Origin of the sequence: Pseudomonas sp. PARCl1 (genome assembly GCF_947311875.1) — a bacterium.
GTDB lineage: Bacteria > Pseudomonadota > Gammaproteobacteria > Pseudomonadales > Pseudomonadaceae > Aquipseudomonas > Aquipseudomonas juntendi.
Genome location: NZ_CAMZMX010000006.1, coordinates 61,296 through 78,997 on the forward strand (window position 1 = coordinate 61,296; position 17,702 = coordinate 78,997).

General features: G+C 64.1%; 19 protein-coding genes and 1 riboswitch. Of the genes, 12 read left to right on the forward strand and 7 right to left on the reverse strand.

The genetic code is table 11. The features are described 5' to 3' along the window. Positions 1-20: 20 nt before the first annotated feature. On the forward strand, positions 21-1,163 hold the full coding sequence (locus QME24_RS05325) for a glycerate kinase (RefSeq protein WP_054904715.1): 1,143 nt from the start codon (positions 21-23) through the stop codon (positions 1,161-1,163). Here the strand turns inward: QME24_RS05325 and QME24_RS05330 are convergent. After that, positions 1,153-2,103 (reverse strand): site-specific integrase, encoded by a 951-nt coding sequence (locus QME24_RS05330; RefSeq protein ID WP_280091699.1) that lies wholly within the window; start codon positions 2,101-2,103, stop codon positions 1,153-1,155. The genes QME24_RS05325 and QME24_RS05330 overlap by 11 nt on opposite strands. Before the next feature lie 106 nt (positions 2,104-2,209). Beyond that, positions 2,210-2,324: riboswitch (TPP riboswitch) on the forward strand. 89 nt (positions 2,325-2,413) lie between these two features. On the opposite strand from QME24_RS05330, the gene QME24_RS05335 reads away from it, so the two are divergent. From QME24_RS05335 to codA, 5 genes are all read left to right on the forward strand, one after another. Beyond that, entirely contained in the window at positions 2,414-3,061 is a 648-nt protein-coding gene (locus tag QME24_RS05335; protein ID WP_054904729.1) for a TenA family protein, read from the forward strand. 2 nt (positions 3,062-3,063) lie between these two features. Next, entirely contained in the window at positions 3,064-3,723 is a 660-nt protein-coding gene (tenA, locus tag QME24_RS05340) for a thiaminase II (RefSeq protein ID WP_054904713.1), read from the forward strand. 236 nt (positions 3,724-3,959) lie between these two features. Continuing rightward, positions 3,960-5,222 (forward strand): cytosine permease, encoded by a 1,263-nt coding sequence (gene codB / locus QME24_RS05345; RefSeq protein ID WP_154211343.1) that lies wholly within the window; start codon positions 3,960-3,962, stop codon positions 5,220-5,222. Beyond that, complete coding sequence (locus QME24_RS05350) at positions 5,219-6,436, forward strand: PucR family transcriptional regulator (protein ID WP_054904711.1); 1,218 nt, start codon at positions 5,219-5,221, stop codon at positions 6,434-6,436. The genes codB and QME24_RS05350 overlap by 4 nt, the downstream gene beginning before the upstream one ends. A gap of 4 nt (positions 6,437-6,440) precedes the next feature. Continuing rightward, positions 6,441-7,679 carry a cytosine deaminase gene (gene codA, locus QME24_RS05355; protein ID WP_280091162.1) on the forward strand — a complete coding sequence of 413 codons (1,239 nt, stop codon included), beginning with the start codon at positions 6,441-6,443 and terminating at the stop codon, positions 7,677-7,679. A gap of 48 nt (positions 7,680-7,727) precedes the next feature. On the opposite strand, the gene QME24_RS05360 is transcribed toward codA, so the two are convergent. After that, positions 7,728-8,729, reverse strand: coding sequence for a threonine/serine dehydratase (locus tag QME24_RS05360; protein ID WP_235767718.1), 1,002 nt, complete (start codon positions 8,727-8,729; stop codon positions 7,728-7,730). A 117-nt stretch (positions 8,730-8,846) separates the two neighbouring features. Further along, positions 8,847-9,455 (reverse strand): PAS domain-containing protein, encoded by a 609-nt coding sequence (locus QME24_RS05365; protein WP_192440080.1) that lies wholly within the window; start codon positions 9,453-9,455, stop codon positions 8,847-8,849. A gap of 252 nt (positions 9,456-9,707) precedes the next feature. Between QME24_RS05365 and QME24_RS05370 the strand changes: the two genes are divergently transcribed. Together QME24_RS05370 and QME24_RS05375 are read left to right on the forward strand one after the other, a co-directional pair. Beyond that, positions 9,708-10,694, forward strand: a complete 987-nt coding sequence (locus QME24_RS05370) for a DNA-binding protein (RefSeq protein WP_212623928.1) — start codon at positions 9,708-9,710, stop codon at positions 10,692-10,694. A 55-nt stretch (positions 10,695-10,749) separates the two neighbouring features. Further along, positions 10,750-10,911, forward strand: coding sequence for a DUF6021 family protein (locus QME24_RS05375; RefSeq protein WP_167524213.1), 162 nt, complete (start codon positions 10,750-10,752; stop codon positions 10,909-10,911). A gap of 98 nt (positions 10,912-11,009) precedes the next feature. Here the strand turns inward: QME24_RS05375 and QME24_RS05380 are convergent, their stop codons facing one another. The 3 genes from QME24_RS05380 to QME24_RS05390 form a co-directional block, all read right to left on the reverse strand. After that, positions 11,010-11,261, reverse strand: a complete 252-nt coding sequence (locus tag QME24_RS05380) for a hypothetical protein (RefSeq protein ID WP_280091163.1) — start codon at positions 11,259-11,261, stop codon at positions 11,010-11,012. A gap of 14 nt (positions 11,262-11,275) precedes the next feature. Beyond that, positions 11,276-11,776: a DUF4142 domain-containing protein gene (locus QME24_RS05385; RefSeq protein WP_280091164.1), complete on the reverse strand. Its 501-nt coding sequence runs from the start codon at positions 11,774-11,776 to the stop codon at positions 11,276-11,278. Positions 11,777-11,883: 107 nt separating this feature from the next. Continuing rightward, positions 11,884-12,597: an MgtC/SapB family protein gene (locus QME24_RS05390; protein WP_009686909.1), complete on the reverse strand. Its 714-nt coding sequence runs from the start codon at positions 12,595-12,597 to the stop codon at positions 11,884-11,886. Positions 12,598-12,993: 396 nt separating this feature from the next. On the opposite strand from QME24_RS05390, the gene QME24_RS05395 reads away from it, so the two are divergent. Next, positions 12,994-13,461, forward strand: coding sequence for a sterol desaturase family protein (locus tag QME24_RS05395; protein ID WP_009686908.1), 468 nt, complete (start codon positions 12,994-12,996; stop codon positions 13,459-13,461). An 11-nt stretch (positions 13,462-13,472) separates the two neighbouring features. Here the strand turns inward: QME24_RS05395 and QME24_RS05400 are convergent, their stop codons facing one another. Beyond that, the gene (locus QME24_RS05400; protein ID WP_154211342.1) at positions 13,473-14,366 is read right to left on the reverse strand and encodes a bile acid:sodium symporter family protein; all 894 of its coding nucleotides are present in this window, start codon (positions 14,364-14,366) and stop codon (positions 13,473-13,475) included. 183 nt (positions 14,367-14,549) lie between these two features. Here QME24_RS05400 and QME24_RS05405 point away from each other — a divergent pair, with 183 nt between their 5' ends. From QME24_RS05405 to QME24_RS05415, 3 genes are all read left to right on the forward strand, one after another. Further along, the gene (locus tag QME24_RS05405) at positions 14,550-15,416 is read left to right on the forward strand and encodes a Dyp-type peroxidase (RefSeq protein ID WP_054904704.1); all 867 of its coding nucleotides are present in this window, start codon (positions 14,550-14,552) and stop codon (positions 15,414-15,416) included. Positions 15,417-15,500: 84 nt separating this feature from the next. Next, a complete protein-coding gene (locus QME24_RS05410; RefSeq protein WP_192440076.1) occupies positions 15,501-16,409 on the forward strand; it encodes an aldo/keto reductase in 909 nt (302 codons plus the stop codon). Positions 16,410-16,413: 4 nt separating this feature from the next. Next, positions 16,414-17,697 carry an MFS transporter gene (locus QME24_RS05415; RefSeq protein ID WP_280091165.1) on the forward strand — a complete coding sequence of 428 codons (1,284 nt, stop codon included), beginning with the start codon at positions 16,414-16,416 and terminating at the stop codon, positions 17,695-17,697. Positions 17,698-17,702: the final 5 nt, after the last annotated feature.

Below are 17,702 nucleotides of genomic sequence, written 5' to 3' on the forward strand. Positions count from 1 at the left end.
ATCAGGACAGGAGAATCCCCATGAAGATCGTCATTGCCCCCGACTCGTTCAAGGACAGCCTCGATGCTGCCGGGGTTGCGCGCGCCATCGCTGCCGGCTTGCGTGAGGGTTGCCCGGGTGTGCAGGTGGTCGAATGCCCGATGGCCGATGGTGGCGAAGGCACCATGGACGCGATCCTTGCCGCCAGCGACGGCGAGCTGCGCCGCCAGACCGTGCGCGGGCCGCTGGGGCAGAGCGTGGAAGCCGGCTGGGGCTGGTTGCCGCACAGCCGCACGGCAATCATCGAAATGGCCCAGGCCAGTGGCCTGCAGCTGGTCCCAACCGGGCAGCGCGATGCCTGCCGCAGCAGCACCTGGGGTACCGGCGAGCTGATTGCCGCCGCGTTGGCTGCCGGCGCACAGCGCGTGGTGCTGGCCATTGGCGGCAGTGCCACCAATGACGCCGGCAGCGGCATGTTGCGTGCGTTGGGCCTGCGCCTGCTGGATGCCCAGGGGCAGGCGCTGGAGGAAGGGGGGCTGGCTTTGGCGCAGTTGGCGCATATCGATGCCAGCGATCTCGACCCACGCCTGGCTGAGGTACAGTTCGAGGTAGCGGCCGACGTCGACAACCCGCTGTGCGGGGCCAATGGTGCATCGGCGATCTTCGGCCCGCAGAAGGGCGCCAACCCGCAGCAGGTGCAGGCGCTGGACCAGGCGCTGGGGCATTTTGCCGACCACTGTGCGCAGTTGCTGGGTCAGGATGTGCGTGACTACCCAGGTTGTGGCGCCGCCGGTGGCATGGGTTTCGCCGCGCGGGCATTCATGGGCGCGCAGTTCCGCCCCGGGGTAGTGGTGGTGGCGGAACTGGCCGGGCTCGATGCCCTGGTGCAAGGTGCTGATCTGGTGGTGACGGGCGAGGGGCGCTTCGATGCACAGACCTTGCGCGGCAAGACGCCAATGGGCGTGGCCCGGGTCGCCAAGCGCCACGGGGTACCGGTGGTGGTACTGGCCGGGACCTTGGGTGAGGGCTACCAGCAGTTGTATGCGCACGGCGTGGATGCGGCCTTTGCCCTGAGCAGTGGGCCAATGAGCCTGGAGCAGGCATGTGCCGATGCTGCTGAGCTGCTGCAGGCGCGGGCCTGTGACATCGCCCGCCTGTGGCGCTGCGCAGCCGTCAGGGAATGAGCACCTGCTCATGGCCGGCCGGTAGGGCGGCCAGTTCGCCGAAGCGTTGTGCCGCATCGATGTAGCGCAGCGCCGACTTGGCGTCTTTCCAGCCCACATAGCTCATCAACGCTTTCAACTCCCAACCATTGGCGGTGGCCCAGGTGGCGAAACCGCGCCGCAGCGAGTGGCCGGTGTACAAGGCTGCCGGAACCCCGGCGCGTGCCAGCATGCGCCTTAGCAGCCCCACCAGGCTGTTGCTGTTGAGCGCGCTGTCGCCCAGGTTGCCCCAACGGTCGAGCTTGCGAAACACCGGCCCGTGGGCAATGCCGGCAACCTCCAGCCATTGCAGGTAGGCCGTGACCGGGCACAGGGCCTTGAGCGCGGGGGTGCGGTGCTGCACCCCCAGCGCTTCGCGATCACCCTTGCTGCGTGGCAGGAACAGGGTGATGCCGACACCCGCTTCGGCCTGGACATGCTCCACGCGCAGGCGCGCCAGCTCATCGCCACGAAAACCCCGCCAAAAGCCCAGCAACAGCAGCGCGCTATCGCGCCGTGCGCGGCGCAAGGCGGCCAGGTCGTGATTCTCACGGGCCTGGCCGGCTTCCTCTTCGAAACAGGCGACCGCCGTTTGCAGGTGCTGCAGCAGCAGCGGCGCTGCCTGCTTGGGCGGGGCCGGGTGCAAGCTACGAATGCCGCGCAGCACCTGGCGCACCAGGGGGGCCTTGGTGGGGTCGGGAAAGCCTTGGGCAACGTGCCACTGGCTCAGCGCGGCCAGCCGTTGGCGCAGGGTGCTCACGGCATGCTGGTCGGCATGCTCGGCCAGGTAGCGGGCGATGCTCTCGGCGGTGGCCGGCAGAAAGCCGCCCCAGTGGCTTTCGAAGTGTTCGACGGCAGCCTGATAGCTACGCCGAGTGTTGTCGCGGGTGGCGGCGCGCAGGTAGCGTTCGATATCGGTCATGGTGCAAGCGGCGGTGGAGGATGGCTACACGATAAACCTAAATCACCCGGCTGTCCCGGGTGTGATCGGGCGCGCTGTACAGCAGCGGCACGCTACGGTATACCTGAGCGCGACCAAGGGGAGCCCGGCAACGGGCTGAGAAACCGCTGAGCATCGCAGCGCGGTGACCCTTCGAACCTGATCCGGATCATGCCGGCGAAGGGATGGGCTCGATACGTGTCGTTACCTGCCTTTTTGCCGGCCTCACATGCGAGGCTCGTCCATGCCCAGTGCCAAGGTCTCGCTGCCATCCCCCCACAAGGACAGCACCATGACCGAACGCTTCAGCCAGACCCTGCGCCGCCACAGCGAACCGACCTGGTCGGCCGCCGTTGGCCACCGTTTCGTGACCCAACTGTGCGACGGCAGCCTGCCGGCGCCGGTCATGATCGACTACCTGGTGCAGGACCACCGCTTTCTCGACAGCTTCCTGACCTTGCTCGGTGCCGCCATCGCCACCGCCGATACCTTCGAGGCCCGGCTGCGCTTCGGCCGCTTTGCCGGCATGATCTGCAGCGACGAGAACACCTATTTCCTGCGCGCGTTCGAGGCGCTGGATGTCAGCCCGGCGCAACGGCGCGAACCCGCCGATACCGCACCCACCGCCGGTTTCAAGGCGATCATGCGCGAAGCGGCCGCCACCCGCTCCTACGCGGCGGCGCTGGCGGTGCTCAACGTTGCCGAGGGCCTGTATCTGGACTGGGCGCTTAAAGCGCCAAAGCCTTTGCCGGAGAACTTTGTCCATGCCGAATGGATCACGCTGCATGACAATCCGGCCTTCCAGGACTTCGTTGCCTTCCTGCAGGCTGAACTGGACCGGGTAGGCCCGCAGGCGGCGGCGCTGGCCAGTGACTTCTACCAACGCACCGTGGCACTGGAGCTGGCCTTCTTCGATGCTATCTACCCGGAGGGCCAGTGAGCATGGATATCTTCGAGCGCCTGAAAACCGCCGCCAACCGCCCCTGGGCCCGCTATGTCACGCACGACTTCGTGCAGCAGATGGGCGCGGGCACGTTGAGCGAGCAAGCGTTTCGTACCTACCTGGTGCAGGACTACCTGTTCCTGGTCCAGTTTGCCCGGGCCTGGGCGCTGGCTGCCTACAAAAGCCGACGCCCGGCGGACATTCGTGCCGCACAGACCACGCTCGCGGCCATTCTCGATGAAACCGAGCTGCACCTGCGGCTATGCGCGCGCTGGGGGTTGAGCCAGGCCGACATTGAAGCGGCGCCCGAGCATCAGGCCACCGTGGCCTACACCCGTTACGTGCTGGACTGCGGCGCTGCCGGGGACCTGCTGGAGCTGCAGGTGGCACTGGCCCCCTGCGTGGTCGGCTATGCCGAAATCGGCCGCGCCCTGGCCGAACAGATTGGCGACTTGAGCGGCCACCCGTACCGCGAGTGGATTGGCGAGTACGCGGGTACAGCCTACCAGGGCGTGGCTGCGGCAGCTCGCCGGCACCTCGACGAGCTGGCAGCACGCAGCATGACCGAGCAGCGTTTTGCCGAACTGGCAGCCATTTTCGCCCAGGCCTCCAGCCTGGAAGCGGATTTCTGGCAGATGGGGCTGGACGGGGCGGCATAACGTTGCGTGCGGTGTCGGGCTGGGTGGTTACTACTCAGCCCGGAACCGCTTTGGTGCATGAATGCCTCAAAAGAAGTCGAGCCGCACACTTTCACCGGGCTAAAACCCGGCTTTACTGGTCACTGTGCACATGCACCAATGGGCTGCATGCCCGGTTTTTTCGCTGTTTGGCGGCCGCAAAAAGCGGCCCGCATCTTGCTCCAGCTGCTCCCAACTACAACCTGGAGCCCCGTGCAATGAGCTCACCCAGCGAATTTCCACTCAGCGAAGCGCCGCCATCAGCCCGCAAGGGCCTGCTGCCGATCACCATGGTCCTGTTCAGTTTCACCTTCTTCACCGGCACCATGTTTGCCGGCGGCAAACTGGGCATGGCGTTCAGTTTCGCCGACATGCTATGGGTCGCCACCCTCGGTAACAGCTTGCTTGCGCTGTATGCCGCCGCGTTGGCCTTCATTGCCTCGCGTAGCGGCCTGAACACGGTGTTGATGGGGCGTTTCTGTTTCGGGGAGGCAGGCAGCCGGCTGTCCGACTTCCTGCTGGGCTTCGCCGAACTGGGCTGGTACGCCTGGGGCACCGCCACGGTGGCGATCGTGCTGGTCAAGTTGCTTGGCCTGGCAGAGGGTTTCAGCCTGCCGTTGATGGTGGTGTTCGGCCTGGGCTTCAGCATCACCGCCATCCTCGGTTTCAAGGGGCTGGATGTGCTGGCCCGGGTTTCGGTGCCGCTGATGTTCGTGCTGCTGTTGGTGTCGATGTACATCGCCACCCGGGATGCCGGTGGGTTCGCCGGCCTGGCGGCGGTGGTACCGCATGAGACCATGACGTTTTCCGCGGCAGTGACCATGGTGTTCGGCACCTTTGCCAGCGGCGCCACCCAGGCGACCAACTGGACACGCCTGTCGCGCAGCGGGCGGGTAGCGGTAAGCGCCAGTGTGGTCGCGTTCCTGCTGGGCAACGGCCTGATGGTGGTGGCAGGCGCCTGGTGCGCCATGGTCTACCAGCAGGCCGATATCGTCGAGGTGATGATGCTGCAGGGCTTGTCCTTTGCCGCAGTGGTCATGCTGTGCCTGAACCTGTGGACCATCCAGGGGCCGACCATCTACAACGTTTCGGCTGCCGCGTGCCACCTGCTGCGCAGCGAGCGGCGGCGCACGGCGACCCTGTTGGCGGCCGCTGTGGGTATCGTGCTGGCCATGGGTGGGATGTACGAGATGCTGATCCCGTTCCTGGTGCTGCTGGGTTCGATCATTCCACCGGTGGGTGGCGTGATCATGGCCGATTTCTGGTACCGCCACCGTGGCAAATACCCGGCGCTGGGCACTGCAACGCTGCCCCGTTACAACCTGGTCGGGCTGTTGGCCTACGCCGTTGGCGCCGTACTGGCCTACGCGTCGCCTTGGGTGGCACCGCTGGTGGGTATCGGCGCCTCGGCGCTGTGCTACATCGTCGTGCTTGAGCTGGGCGGGCGCCGCGCAGCGGCCCAGGCGGGCGTCGAACCGTGAGCCTGGCGCTGGAAGAAATCCTGCAGCTGCCCGGCCTGCACGAGATGAGCGTGCGCGCCGGGGCGCGCAACCTGCAACGGCGAGTACGCTGGCCTTATGTGGCAGAAAACGAAGGTATCGCCGAATGGGTGATGGGCGGCGAGCTGGTGTTCGTCACCGGCATCAACCACCCACGGGGTGAGGCCAACCTGCTTGCGCTGGTCGAAGACGGCGACGCCGTCGGCATTGCCGGGCTGGTAATCCTCACCGGCGGCAGTTTCATCCAGCACATTGCGCCTGCAGTGATTGCCCGTGCCGAGCAGCTGGGTTTGCCACTGATCGAACAGCCTTACGCCCTGAAAATGGTGGTGGTCACCCACTTGATCGGTACTGCGCTGGTGCAGATGACCCAGGTTCGCCGCTCGCGCAACGACATCCTCGGCCAACTGCTCAGTGGCGATTACCCAAGCCTGGCGATTGCCCGGCAGCGCGCTGCGCACCTGCAATTGGCGCTGGATGAGCCGCGCCGACTGCTGGCCTTGCGCCTGGCCGGGGTCGATGAGCTGTTCCAGCGGTTGGGGCTGACGCTCGGCGAGCGGCGCTGGCAGCACACCCGCCAGGCCCTGGAGGACCAACTGCAAGCCTGGTGCCGGCAGCAGCCGGGCAGCGTCACGGCGCACCTGCCCGGTGACCTGTTCGTGGTGTTGCTGGCCGACACCCAAGACCTGCCGGAACGATTGGCCGGGTTGTACCGGCAATTGCAAGGGGTGGCCGGCGAGTTAAGCCTGTACATGGGGCTTTCCAGCCTTGCCGAAGACTGTGCACACTACCGCCAGGCCTTGAATGAAGCGCGCCAGGCACTGGATGTGGCCCGGCACCTGCGCCCGGCCAGTGGTTACTGCAATTTCAGTGAGCTGGGCGTGCTGCGCTTGCTACAGGGCATCGTCGACCGCTCGCTGATCGACGATTTCGTCAGCCGTACCCTTGGCCCGCTGCTGGCACCAGGGCGTAAGCAAGCCACTGCATTGGTCCACACCCTCGACGCCTTGCTCATGGAAAATGGCAACAGCCTCAAAGCCGCCCAGCGCCTGGGCCTGCACCGTAACACTGTCAATCAGCGCATACAGCGCATCGAACAACTGAGCGGGCAGTCGATCGACGACCCGCTTTTTCGCATGAATGCTTCGGTCGCCATGTTGGTATGGCGCATGAGCGAAGCCCACGGCAAGGAGTAACCGCATGAACATCATCAACGCCCGGCTGCGCGGCAAACCCGGCTTGTTCCGCATTGAACTTGCTGGCGAGCGCATCAGCGCAATCGTGCCGCAGGCAAACGTGGTGGCGCAGGCGCCCGGCGACCTGGACGCTGCACAGAACCTGGTGGTAGCGCCCTTTGTCGAGCCGCACATCCACCTTGACGCCACGCTGACGGCCGGTGAGCCGAGGTGGAACATGAGCGGTACGCTGTTCGAGGGCATCGAGTGCTGGGCCGAGCGCAAGCAGTTCACCACCCACGATGACATCAAGGCCCGCGCCAAGAAAACCATTGGCATGCTGGTGGACCACGGTATCCAGCATGTGCGCACGCATGTCGATGTCACCGACCCGACGCTTACCGCGCTCAAGGCCATGGTCGAGGTACGCGACGAAGTCCGCGGGCTGGTCGACCTGCAGATCGTCGCGTTTCCGCAGGAAGGCATCGAGTCGTATGCCAACGGCAGGGCATTGATGACCGAAGCGGTGGCCATTGGTGCCGACGTGGTGGGGGGCATTCCGCATTTCGAGAACACCCGCGACCAGGGCGTGTCGTCGATAAAATTCCTGATGGACCTGGCCGAGCGCAGCGGCTGCCTGGTAGACGTGCACTGCGACGAAACCGACGACCCGCAGTCACGTTTTCTTGAAGTTCTGGCCGAGGAAGCCCGGGTACGTGGCATGGGCGCCCGGGTCACCGCCAGCCATACCGTGGCGATGGGTTCGTATGACAACGCTTACTGCTACAAGCTGTTCCTCCTGTTGAAGCTGTCGGGCATCAACTTCGTGTCTTGCCCAACCGAAAGCATCCATTTGCAAGGGCGCTTCGACAACTACCCCAAGCGCCGTGGGGTTACCCGGGTAGCCGAGATCGACCGCGCCGGCATGAACGTGTGCTTTGGCCAGGACTCCATCGTGGACCCGTGGTACCCGCTGGGCAACGGCAACATCCTGCGCATTCTCGAAGCCGGGCTGCACATCTGCCACATGCTCGGCTACGAAGACTTGCAGCGTTGCCTGGACCTGATCACGGACAACAGCGCCCGCACCCTGAACCTTGGCGAGCACTATGGCATCGAGGTGGGGCGCCCAGCCAACCTGCTGCTGCTGTCGGCACCCGATGACTACGAGATGGTGCGCAGCCAGGGGCATGCGCTGGTCTCGGTGCGCCATGGCAAGGTGCTGATGCAGCGCACGCCAGCCCAGGTGCAGCGCCTGCTCTGAGCGGTTCAGGTTGGGGCCCGGCGCTATGTCGGGCCCTGGCGTCAGCTGTCACCCGACCGCTTCGAGGAACTTGTCCAGAACAATGTTGCGGCCACACAGGACCACCGCAACCCGCTTGCCTTGGTACTGCCTGGCCAATTTCTGCATGCCGGCGACGGCAACTGCCGCAGCGCCTTCGATGATCCAGCGCTCGTGGCGGGCGATGTCGCGCATGGCTGCACGGATTTCGTCCTCGCTGACCAGCACCGTCCCGGTGACCAGCGCCTGGCACAGCGGGAAGCTGACAGCACCTGGCTCGATGCCACCGGCGGTGCCGTCGGAAAGGGTTTGGCGCGCCTGTACTTCGATGATCTCACCCGCCTGTAGCGAGCGCGCCAATGCGGGGTCATTTTCGGGCCAGCAACCAATGATTTCGGTGCCCGGCTTGAGCACGCGCAGGGCGGCGCCGATACCGGCAATCAGCCCGCCGCCGCCCACCGCGACGAATACCGCGTCCAGGTCGGGTGCCTGCTCGAACAACTCCATTGCGAGGGTGCCTTGGCCTGCGATGACCTGCAGGTCGTTGTACGGCGACACGAACGGCACACCCCGCAGCCGCGCTTGCCTGGCGGCCTCCAGTTCTGCACCCAATGGGTCGGTGGGCAGGCAGATGACTTCGGCGCCCAAGGCACGCATCGCTGCCAGCTTGTAGGCCGACGCTGAAGCGGCGCTGTACACCGTCACCGGCACCCCAGCGGCGTTGCCGGCCATTGCCAACGCCTGCCCGTGGTTGCCCGAAGACGCGGCGATCACCCCGGCAGCCCGCTGTTGGGTTGGCAGCAGGCGGATCTTGTTGCTGGCGCCGCGAAACTTGAACGAACCGGTGTGCTGCAGGTGTTCGCATTTAAGCAGCACATCGCAACCGGTCTGCTCCGAGAGGCGGGCGCTGCGGGTCAGTGGCGTCACACTGACGGCAGGGCGCAGTGCCGCATGGGCATCCTTTATGGACCGAAAAAGCCCATCCAACTGGGTGGCATCGATAATGGGCGCAAGAGCGGGAGTGGCTGCCATGCTGTAAACCTACATAGAGATGGAATATTCGTCTACCGTAGACGTTTATTCTATTCGAGACAAGCAGGCGTGCACATGCGTCGCGGTGCTCATCCCAGCAAGCCGGCGATAGCGGGTTTAAAGGGCCTTGAGCTCTTTCAGGTACTTGTACACGGTCGCGCGCCCCATGCTCAGTACGTTGGCCACATAGTCCACGCCACTGCGGCCTTGGAACGCGCCCTCGGCATGCAGCGCCTGCACCAGGCTGCGCTTGTCCTTCATGCGCAGCGTTTGCAGTGACAGGTTGCGCGCCTGCAGCCAGCCATGCAGGAAAGTGTTGATGCGTTCCTGCCAGTCATTGCGGAACAACGCGTCCGGTTGCGGCACCAGCCGGCTCATCTGGAAAAACGCATCCAGCGCAACACGGGCCTGCTCCAGTACCGACACGTTCAGGTTGATGCACATCAGGTGCTCGGCTTCGCCCTGGGCATTGCGCAGCACGGTGCTGATCGAACGGACCTTCTGGCCGTTCCAGTTGAGTTTCTCGTAAGGGCCAAGGTTCGTGCCCTGGAGCAAGTCGCCCAGTTCATGATCGATCGCCGAGTCGTCACCCAAGGTGCGTTGGGAGAAGTTGTTGGCGATGTGCACCACTGTCTGGCTGCGCAGGTCGTGGACGATGACTTCCGCGTGCGGGTACAGCAACAGCGCGATGCTGTCGGCAATTGCCTTGTAGTTATCCAGGGTCATTTGTTTCGGGTGCTTTTTCGCAGGGGCAGGAACCGGACCTTCATGGTGGCGGCAAAGCGACTGGGACACAAGGCGGGTGGTTGCAGAGCCTCGTACCGCTGCCAGCACTACCAAACACACAAATTCACCCCTCACATGCGATAAGCCGCGATTATTCCATGTGAGAAAACCTTTACTGACCAAGGCCGTCATTGGCATAATCAGTACGTAATTACATGCTACATAACACAGTACGAAATTGTAGGAGCACTCATGGCCCGGGGCGGCATAAACAAGGTGGTGGTGCAGCAGGCACGCCAGGCGCTGATAGCCCGGGGCGAAAACCCCAGCATCGATGCCATTCGTATCGAACTGGGCAATACCGGTTCGAAGACCACCATTCATCGCTACCTCAAGGAGCTGAACGGCCAGCAGCCGGTTGCCGCGGAAGGTGGCGTTGCATTGAGTGAGGTGCTGGCCCGCATGGTTGGGCAATTGGCGACCCAGTTGCAGGACGAGGCCGATCTGACCATCGAGCAGGCCGAAAGCACGTTTACCCAGCAGCGTGAACAGCTGCAGGCGCAGCTCGAAAGCGCGCAGCAAGCCCTGGCCGCAGCGCATCAGCAGCACCAGATCGATGCCGCGGCACTGGCTGCCGAATCCGAGCGGCTGCTGTCCACGCAAAGCACGTTGCAGGCCGAACAGCTACGCAGTGCGAGCCTCAACCAGTCGCTGGGCGAACTGCAGCTGCGCCTGGCAGACAAGGACGAACAGATCCAGTCACTGGAAGACAAGCACCGCCATGCCCGCGACGCCCTCGAGCATTACCGCAGCGCCAGCCGTGAGCAGCGCGAGCAGGAACAACGCCGGCACGAGGCGCAATTGCAGCAGTTGCAGGTGGAAGTGCGCCAATTGCAGCAGGGCATGATCGTCAAGCAGGACGAACTGACCCGCCTGCACCGCGATAACGAGCGCTTGCTCGGTGAGCACCGCCAAGTGGCCAGCGAATGCCGGGCGCAGGGGGAATTGCTGGAGCAACGTGATGCGCAGATCCAGGGTTTGCGCACGATCCTGGCGCAGGCGCAGGGCGCCAGTGAGGAAATGCGCCGGCAATTGGAGACCCAGGCACAGAGCCTGGAACAGCGGCGCGAGCTGTGTGCCGAGCAAGCACGGCAGCTGAAACACTTCGAGGAACAACTGCGCGAGCGTGACGAGGCGTTGGCGCAGTGCCGGGCGCGGGTGGCCGAAGCAGCAGGTTAATCAAACTTTTTCGTGGCAGCGCTTTCTTCCCTAAACACCTCAAGGAGATAGCGCCATGCCTGATAAACAACCACCGCACAAACAGGGGCCGCACTCGTCGGAGCAGGCGGACAAGCAGAGTGACCTGGGTTTCGACCCGGATTCGCCGGACCTCGACGATCCGCAGGTTGACCCGCAGGGCCCCGCTAAACCACCCAGGGATGTGGAGAAGAAATAGGGAATGCCCGCCAGCTCAGCGAAATGGGCTGGCGAGTTTACCGAGGGATTTGCCCGGGCTGTGAGGCCAGGCGGCGCAAATCCCCGGTTTGCCAGCGCTTAGCCCTCGGCCCGCCTGGCGGCGTCCACACCGGCCGCTGACAGCTTGATGGGGTACTGGACGCTGATTTGGTGGTCACTGCTGACCACCACGCTGCCATCATGAATCAGGCCGTCATCCTGCAGGGTCTTGAGCATGCCTGCTACGGCCTTCTCGCCACGATAGTTGTCCAGCACTTCCTTGCCCAGCCCCTGTGGGTGAGCATGCAGCAGGCGGGTGAGTACTTCGCTTTTCAGTGCATCGCTACTCATGTCGAACCTCACGTTCACTTAGCGTGTTTGGCCTGTAGTGCCTTGGCGTGCTCCAGGTGCTGTTCCAGCTTGGGCAAGGTTTCGCTGGCGAAGGCCTTCAGCTCAGCCTTGTCGGAGGACGCAGCTTCTTTCTTGAACAGCTCGACCGCTTTCTCGTGCGCATCGACCTGGTTGTTGAGGTAAGACTTGTCGAACGACTCGTCACGCCATTCCAGGATCATCTTCTTGACCTTGTCGGTCATCGCCGGGTCGTCGGGTACCGAAATATCCAGTTTACGGGCGATGTCGCCGAGCTTCTGGTTGGCCTGGGTATGGTCGGTGACCATTTGCTGGGCGAAGCTCTTGATCTCTGCGTTCTGGCTTTTCTCCTGGGCCAGGTTGCCGGTAACCACTTCGGCGATGCCGGATTCGACCGCTGCATCGACGAAATCATTGGAGCTGGCTGCCAGCGTGTGGGCCGATACCAGACCCAGCACCATCGATAACCCGACACGCTTGATGAAAAGACTGCTCATGCTTCACTCCTTAAACCTTGGCGCGACCTCAGTGTCGCGTACGGTTGAGGGGCGGGGCAGGGCAAAGGTTTAATTTTTTTCACCACCGGCAGCTAACCCGGTGGCGCTCAATCCACGGCCAGCACCTGTTGCTGGAGTTGCCAACGCACCGAACTCACGCCCTTTTCCAGGCTGACCCGGCTGACCAGGCGCTCCAACTGCGCCGGTGCCTGGGCGGTGCCCAACAGCTCTGCACGCACCTCAAGCCTGGCCGGGTTGTCCAGGTCGGCACTTTGCAGCGACTGCAGGCGTAGCTGCGGTTCGGCCAGGCTGTGCAGCATCAGGCTGCGCACTTGGATCTCGTCCTCGGCGCGGCAGACGATGCGCACTTCGAAATGCTGTTCGTGCTCGCTGGCGGGCACCACGCCCTGGCGGTCAAGGCGTTGGGCGATGTCGCGCAGCAGGATATTCGCGCACAGCACCACCAGGCTGCCCAGCGCGGCCTCCAGCAACAGCCCCAGGCTGCACAAGACACCGACCGCTGCCGTGCACCACAGGGTGGCGGCGGTATTCAGGCCGCGCACATTGAAGCCGTCGCGCATGATCACCCCGCCGCCGAGAAAACCAATGCCCGAGACCACATAAGCGGCAACGCGTGAGGCATCGGCAGCGGCCATGCCGGGCACTGCCTGGGTCATCAGCACGAACAGGCAGGCCCCGGTACTGACCAGTGCATTGGTGCGCAGCCCGGTCAGGCGCTGGCGCAACTGGCGTTCGGCGCCGATCAGCGCCCCTAGCAGCAACGCGACACTGACGCGCAGCAGAAAAACGTTCCAATCCATAGCTCACCTCTTCCACGGGCACAGGCCCGCATGAGCGCCTTCACTGGGCGCGGTTGAAAAACCAGAAAGATGCGCAGGACCACGGGGGGAGGGAGGTGAAGCGGGGGTTACACGAAACCACCGTCTTGCCAGGCTGGCCAGACAGTAGAGGACACTGCCGGGCTAGCGCGCCACGTGGGCCTGTCGCAAGCGACTGGGGCTACTGTCCAAAGCGGGTCTCCTGTTGGGATGGCTAAATTGCGACGCGGACCATACGCCCCGCGGCAAAGCCGGTCAAGGGTGCAAAGATGACAATGGCTTAATCGGCACATGCCCTGCGGCAGCGCCTGCCACATGGAAAAAAAAACCATCAGCCGGTAACCTTGCGCCACCCTATGCGATCACCCGGACCGTTCCATGCTGCTCAATCTGACCGTGCTGTTCGGCACCCTGGTGGCCATGGAGGGCGTAGGCACGCTGGCCCACAAGTACATCATGCATGGCTGGGGCTGGTGCTTGCACCGCTCGCACCATGAGCCACAGCTGGGCATGCTCGAAACCAATGACCTCTACCTGCTGGCGCTGGCGCTGATAGCCGCCGCCCTGATCGCCCTGGGCAAGGGCGGCCATGCGCCGCTGCAGTGGGTGGGCGGTGGCGTGGCGGGCTATGGCGTACTTTATGTACTGGCCCATGATGGTTTCTTTCATCGGCACTGGCCGCGCCGGCCACGGCCGGTCAACCGCTACCTCAAACGCCTGTACCGGGCGCACCGGCTGCACCATGCAGTGAAGGGGCGCACCGGAGGGGTGTCGTTCGGTTTCTTCTACGCGCCGCCGTTGAAGGTGTTGAAACAGCAACTGCGGGGCAAGCGCAACCGGCGCTGACTGCCTGGCCGTTACCCGGCGGTGCCGCCTTCAGGCTGCGCCACGGCGTGCCCACGGCTCACCCACCAGCCGAAACCGGCGGCGGTGAAGAACATGATCAGGCTGTACAGTGCTGCCGGCACTGCCATGGTCGGGTTGTTCAGCAGCGACGGGCTCAGCGCCAGGGCAATGGCCAACGTGCCGTTGTGTATGCCGATTTCCATGCCGATGGCGATGGCCTGGCGCTTGGGGATGTTGAGCAGGCGCGGCACCCAGTAGCCCACCGCCAGGCTCAAGATGTTGAACAGCAGCGCCGCCAGGCCCACGACCGGTGCGTACTCGACCACCGTCTGCCAGTCCTTGGCCAGCGCCAGGACAATGGTGAATGCCAGAAACAATGCCGCCACCAGCTTCATCGGCTTTTGCATGCCCGCGGCAAACGCGGGGGCAAAGCGGCGAATCAGCATACCCAGCGCCACCGGCAGCAGAACAATGGCGAACACCTGCATGACCTTGGCGAACTGCAGCGGTATGGCCTGGTCCGACGCCATGAACCAGCTCAACGACAGGTTGACCAGCAGCGGCATGGTGAGAATCGCGATCAATGAGTTGACCGCTGTGAGGGTGATATTCAACGCCACATCGCCATGTGCCAGGTGGCTGAACAGGTTCGCCGTGGTGCCGCCCGGCGAAGCGGCCAGCAACATCAACCCCACCGCCAGCGCCGACTCCAGGCCAAAACCGTTGGCGATCAGGAAGCACACCAGCGGTAACAGCAGAATCTGGCAGGCCAGGCCCACCACCACGGGCTTGGGGTATTTCACTACCCGTGCGAAGTCGGCCAAGGTCAACGACAGGCCAAGGCCCAGCATGATGATGCCCAGGGCCAGGGGCAGAACGGCGGTGAGCAGGGGCGAGGCGGTCATCGGTAGTCTCTCGGGCGAAGGATCCGAAGCAGTCTAGGTGGGCCGGTGTGGATAGGTAATTGCAAAGAGCCAGCTCTTGGTAACCATTTGTTACCAGAGACATCCCTCATCGGCGCTGTATGGCGCGTTGCAGCAAGCCCGCAGGCGCAGTAGCATGCCGCCTTTTTCGAGGATTAGCCTGTCATGCCGTTCCAGCAAGGTCTGCTTGCCACCCCGGTGCCGGCCCACGCCCGCCACCTGTTCTTCACCCTGCAATCGCCCGAGGCGTTGCCTGCCGCCCTCGATGCCTTGCTACCGCAGGTCGATGGCGTGCAGGTGATTCTGGGCGTAGGCGCGCCCATGGCCAAAGCCCTGGGGCGTGAAGTACCTGGCCTGCGTCCTTTCCCGCTGCTGGATGCGGCGGTAGAGAACCCCAGCACCCAGCATGCGTTGTGGCTGTGGCTGCGTGGCAATGAGCGGGGCGACCTGCTGCTGCGGGCCCAGGCACTGGAGCAGGCGTTGGCGCCGGCCCTGCGCCTGGCCGACAGCGTTGACGGTTTCCTGCACCGAGGTGGGCTGGACCTGACCGGGTACGAAGACGGCACTGAGAACCCGGTGGACGAGGATGCGGTGCAGGCAGCGATCGCTGCCGATGGTTCCAGCTTTGCTGCGTTTCAGCTGTGGAAGCACGACCTGGCGTACTTCAAGTCGCTGCCCCAGGCCGACCAGGACAACATCATGGGCCGCCGCCTCAGTGACAACGAAGAACTCGACGACGCGCCCGAGTCGGCACACGTCAAGCGTACTGCCCAGGAAAGCTACGAGCCCGAGGCCTTCATGGTGCGCCGCTCGGTATCCTGGGCCGATCAGCGCGGCGCCGGCCTGGCCTTCGTTGCCCTGGGCCGCAGCTTCGATGCCTTCGAAGTGCAACTGCGGCGCATGAGTGGCCTGGAGGACGGCATCATCGACGGCCTGTACCGCTTCAGCCGGCCCCTGAGCGGCGGCTACTACTGGTGCCCGCCAATCAGCGCCACCGGTGTCGACCTGAGCCCGCTGCTGCAGGGCAGGTAAAAACATCCGGACACAGAAACGCCCACGCGCGCCGGGTAGAGCGACTAGCCTTGCAAGTTTCCCTGGCATGACGGGAGCTTTTCCATGTATGCACGTCGTGATGTCCTACGCGCGGGTGCTACGTTAGGCCTATTGGCCAGCGCCCCTTGGTTGCACGCGGCCACGCCGGCAGGCATGTTGACCCGCGCCGTACCGTCCAGCGGTGAAGCGCTGCCGGTCATTGGCGCCGGGACTTCCGGCAGTTTCGAGGTTGAAGCCGGTTCGGCTGCCTACCAGCAACTGCGGGCAGTGCTCAAGGCCTTTTTCGACGGTGGCGGGCGGGTGATCGACACCTCGCCCAATTACGGTGGCGCCGACAGCATTCTTGGCCAATTGCTGGAGGAGGGGGGTTGGCATTCACGCTGTTTCATTGCCACCAAGATTGCCGCCGACAGCCGCGCAGAAGCCCAAGCGCAATGGGCTGACAGCCTGAAGCGGCTGCGTACCGACAAGGTCGACCTGTTGCAGGTGCACAACCTGCGTGACTGGCGAACCCAACTGCCCTACGCGCGCGAACTCAAGCAGCAGGGCAAAACCCGCTATGTGGGGATCACCCATTACCTGAACAGTGGCCACGCCGAGGTCGCCGAGCTGGTGCGCAGCGAGGCGCTGGATTTCATCCAGATCAACTACTCGGTCAGTGCCCCCCAGGCGGCCCGTGAATTGCTGCCGTTGTGCCAGGAGCGGGGTGTGGCGGTGCTGATCAACCGCGCGTTCGACGATGGGCGCCTGTTCACCCGCGTCAAAGACCAGCCGTTGCCCGGCTGGGCCGCTGAAGCGGGCATCGGCAGCTGGGCGCAGCTGTTTCTCAAGTTCGCCATCAGCCACCCGGCGGTGACGACGGTAATTCCCGCCACGGGTCGGCCAGATCGCCAGCTCGACCAGCTCAAGGCTGGCCACGGCCCACTGCTTACCCAGGCGCAGCAACAGGCGCTGATCAGGCAATTCACCTGAGCGTATGACTGCCTGGCGGCGGCGCCTGGATCAAGGGCTGAACATACAGCCCGGCGAAGGCCCGGCGGTTATCGCCGGCTTGCTGCTGTTCTATTGCCTGTTTACCGGTTACTTCATGCTGCGCCCTGTGCGCGAAACCATGGGCGTTGCCGGTGGCGTTGACAACCTGCAGTGGTTGTTCACCGGAACCTTCATCGCCAGCTTGGCATGCCTGCCGGTGTTCGGCTGGCTGGCCAGTTGCGTGCAACGCCGGTTCATCCTGCCTTGTACCTATGGTTTTTTTGTCAGCAACCTGCTGCTGTTCGCCGTGTTGTTTACCCGCACGCCAGACAACCTGTGGGCGGCGAGGGCGTTCTACATCTGGCTTTCGGTGTTCAACCTGCTGACCATCTCGCTGGCCTGGAGCGTGCTCGCCGACCTGTTTTCTACGGCCCAAGGCAAGCGCCTGTTCGGCCTGTTGGCCGCCGGGGCCAGCCTGGGTGGCCTCAGCGGGCCGATCCTGGGCACGCTACTGGTGGCACCGCTGGGCCACGACGGGTTGCTGCTGCTGGCGGCGGGATTCCTGCTCGGCAGCGTCGGGGCAAGCCTGTTTCTACAGGGCTGGCGACAGCGGCAACCGTTGCCAGCGCATGCCGAGCGCAGCGCCGCAAGGCCGCTGGGCGGCAACCCACTGGCCGGTGCCACTGCGGTACTGCGCTCGCCTTATCTGTTGGGCATTGCGCTGTTCGTGGTGTTACTGGCAAGTGTCAGTACCTTCCTGTACTTCGAGCAGGCACGCATCGTCAGCCAGACTTTCACCGACCCTACCCGGCAAACCCAGGTGTTCGGCTTGATCGACAGCGTTGTGCAAGCCTTGGCCATCCTCACGCAAGTCTTCCTCACCGGGCGGCTGGCACGTCGCCTGGGGGTAGGCATATTGCTGATGGCCGTGCCGCTGGTGATGGCAGTGGGCTTCTTGTGGCTGGCGCTGGCACCGGTGTTCGCGGTGTTCGTAATGGTCATGGTGGTGCGCCGTGCAGGGGAGTATGCGCTGGTACGACCGGGGCGCGAGATGCTGTTCACCGTGTTGCCGGCCGAGGACAAGTACAAGGCCAAGAACTTCATCGACACCGTGGTGTACCGGGGTGGCGACGCCCTCAGTGGCTGGCTCAAGCGTGCCCTGGACGTGATGGGCGAACACCCGCAACTGGCCATGCTGATTGGGGCAGTAATGGCCGTGGCCTGGGCGGCCACCGGCGCTTGGCTTGGCCGCCGTCAGGCCAATATGGATAACCCGCCGCGCGACTGAAAGGC

Coding starts and splice junctions, on each gene's coding strand:
- QME24_RS05360 (WP_235767718.1), bottom strand. CDS start 8,729: ATGGCAGCCACTCCCGCTCTTGCGCCCATTATCGATGCCACCCAGTTG.
- QME24_RS05410 (WP_192440076.1), top strand. CDS start 15,501: ATGTATGCACGTCGTGATGTCCTACGCGCGGGTGCTACGTTAGGCCTA.
- tenA (WP_054904713.1), top strand. CDS start 3,064: ATGGATATCTTCGAGCGCCTGAAAACCGCCGCCAACCGCCCCTGGGCC.
- QME24_RS05370 (WP_212623928.1), top strand. CDS start 9,708: ATGGCCCGGGGCGGCATAAACAAGGTGGTGGTGCAGCAGGCACGCCAG.
- QME24_RS05325 (WP_054904715.1), top strand. CDS start 21: ATGAAGATCGTCATTGCCCCCGACTCGTTCAAGGACAGCCTCGATGCT.
- QME24_RS05415 (WP_280091165.1), top strand. CDS start 16,414: ATGACTGCCTGGCGGCGGCGCCTGGATCAAGGGCTGAACATACAGCCC.
- QME24_RS05405 (WP_054904704.1), top strand. CDS start 14,550: ATGCCGTTCCAGCAAGGTCTGCTTGCCACCCCGGTGCCGGCCCACGCC.
- codA (WP_280091162.1), top strand. CDS start 6,441: ATGAACATCATCAACGCCCGGCTGCGCGGCAAACCCGGCTTGTTCCGC.
- QME24_RS05330 (WP_280091699.1), bottom strand. CDS start 2,103: ATGACCGATATCGAACGCTACCTGCGCGCCGCCACCCGCGACAACACT.
- QME24_RS05400 (WP_154211342.1), bottom strand. CDS start 14,366: ATGACCGCCTCGCCCCTGCTCACCGCCGTTCTGCCCCTGGCCCTGGGC.
- QME24_RS05365 (WP_192440080.1), bottom strand. CDS start 9,455: ATGACCCTGGATAACTACAAGGCAATTGCCGACAGCATCGCGCTGTTG.
- codB (WP_154211343.1), top strand. CDS start 3,960: ATGAGCTCACCCAGCGAATTTCCACTCAGCGAAGCGCCGCCATCAGCC.
- QME24_RS05375 (WP_167524213.1), top strand. CDS start 10,750: ATGCCTGATAAACAACCACCGCACAAACAGGGGCCGCACTCGTCGGAG.
- QME24_RS05395 (WP_009686908.1), top strand. CDS start 12,994: ATGCTGCTCAATCTGACCGTGCTGTTCGGCACCCTGGTGGCCATGGAG.
- QME24_RS05390 (WP_009686909.1), bottom strand. CDS start 12,597: ATGGATTGGAACGTTTTTCTGCTGCGCGTCAGTGTCGCGTTGCTGCTA.
- QME24_RS05380 (WP_280091163.1), bottom strand. CDS start 11,261: ATGAGTAGCGATGCACTGAAAAGCGAAGTACTCACCCGCCTGCTGCAT.
- QME24_RS05335 (WP_054904729.1), top strand. CDS start 2,414: ATGACCGAACGCTTCAGCCAGACCCTGCGCCGCCACAGCGAACCGACC.
- QME24_RS05385 (WP_280091164.1), bottom strand. CDS start 11,776: ATGAGCAGTCTTTTCATCAAGCGTGTCGGGTTATCGATGGTGCTGGGT.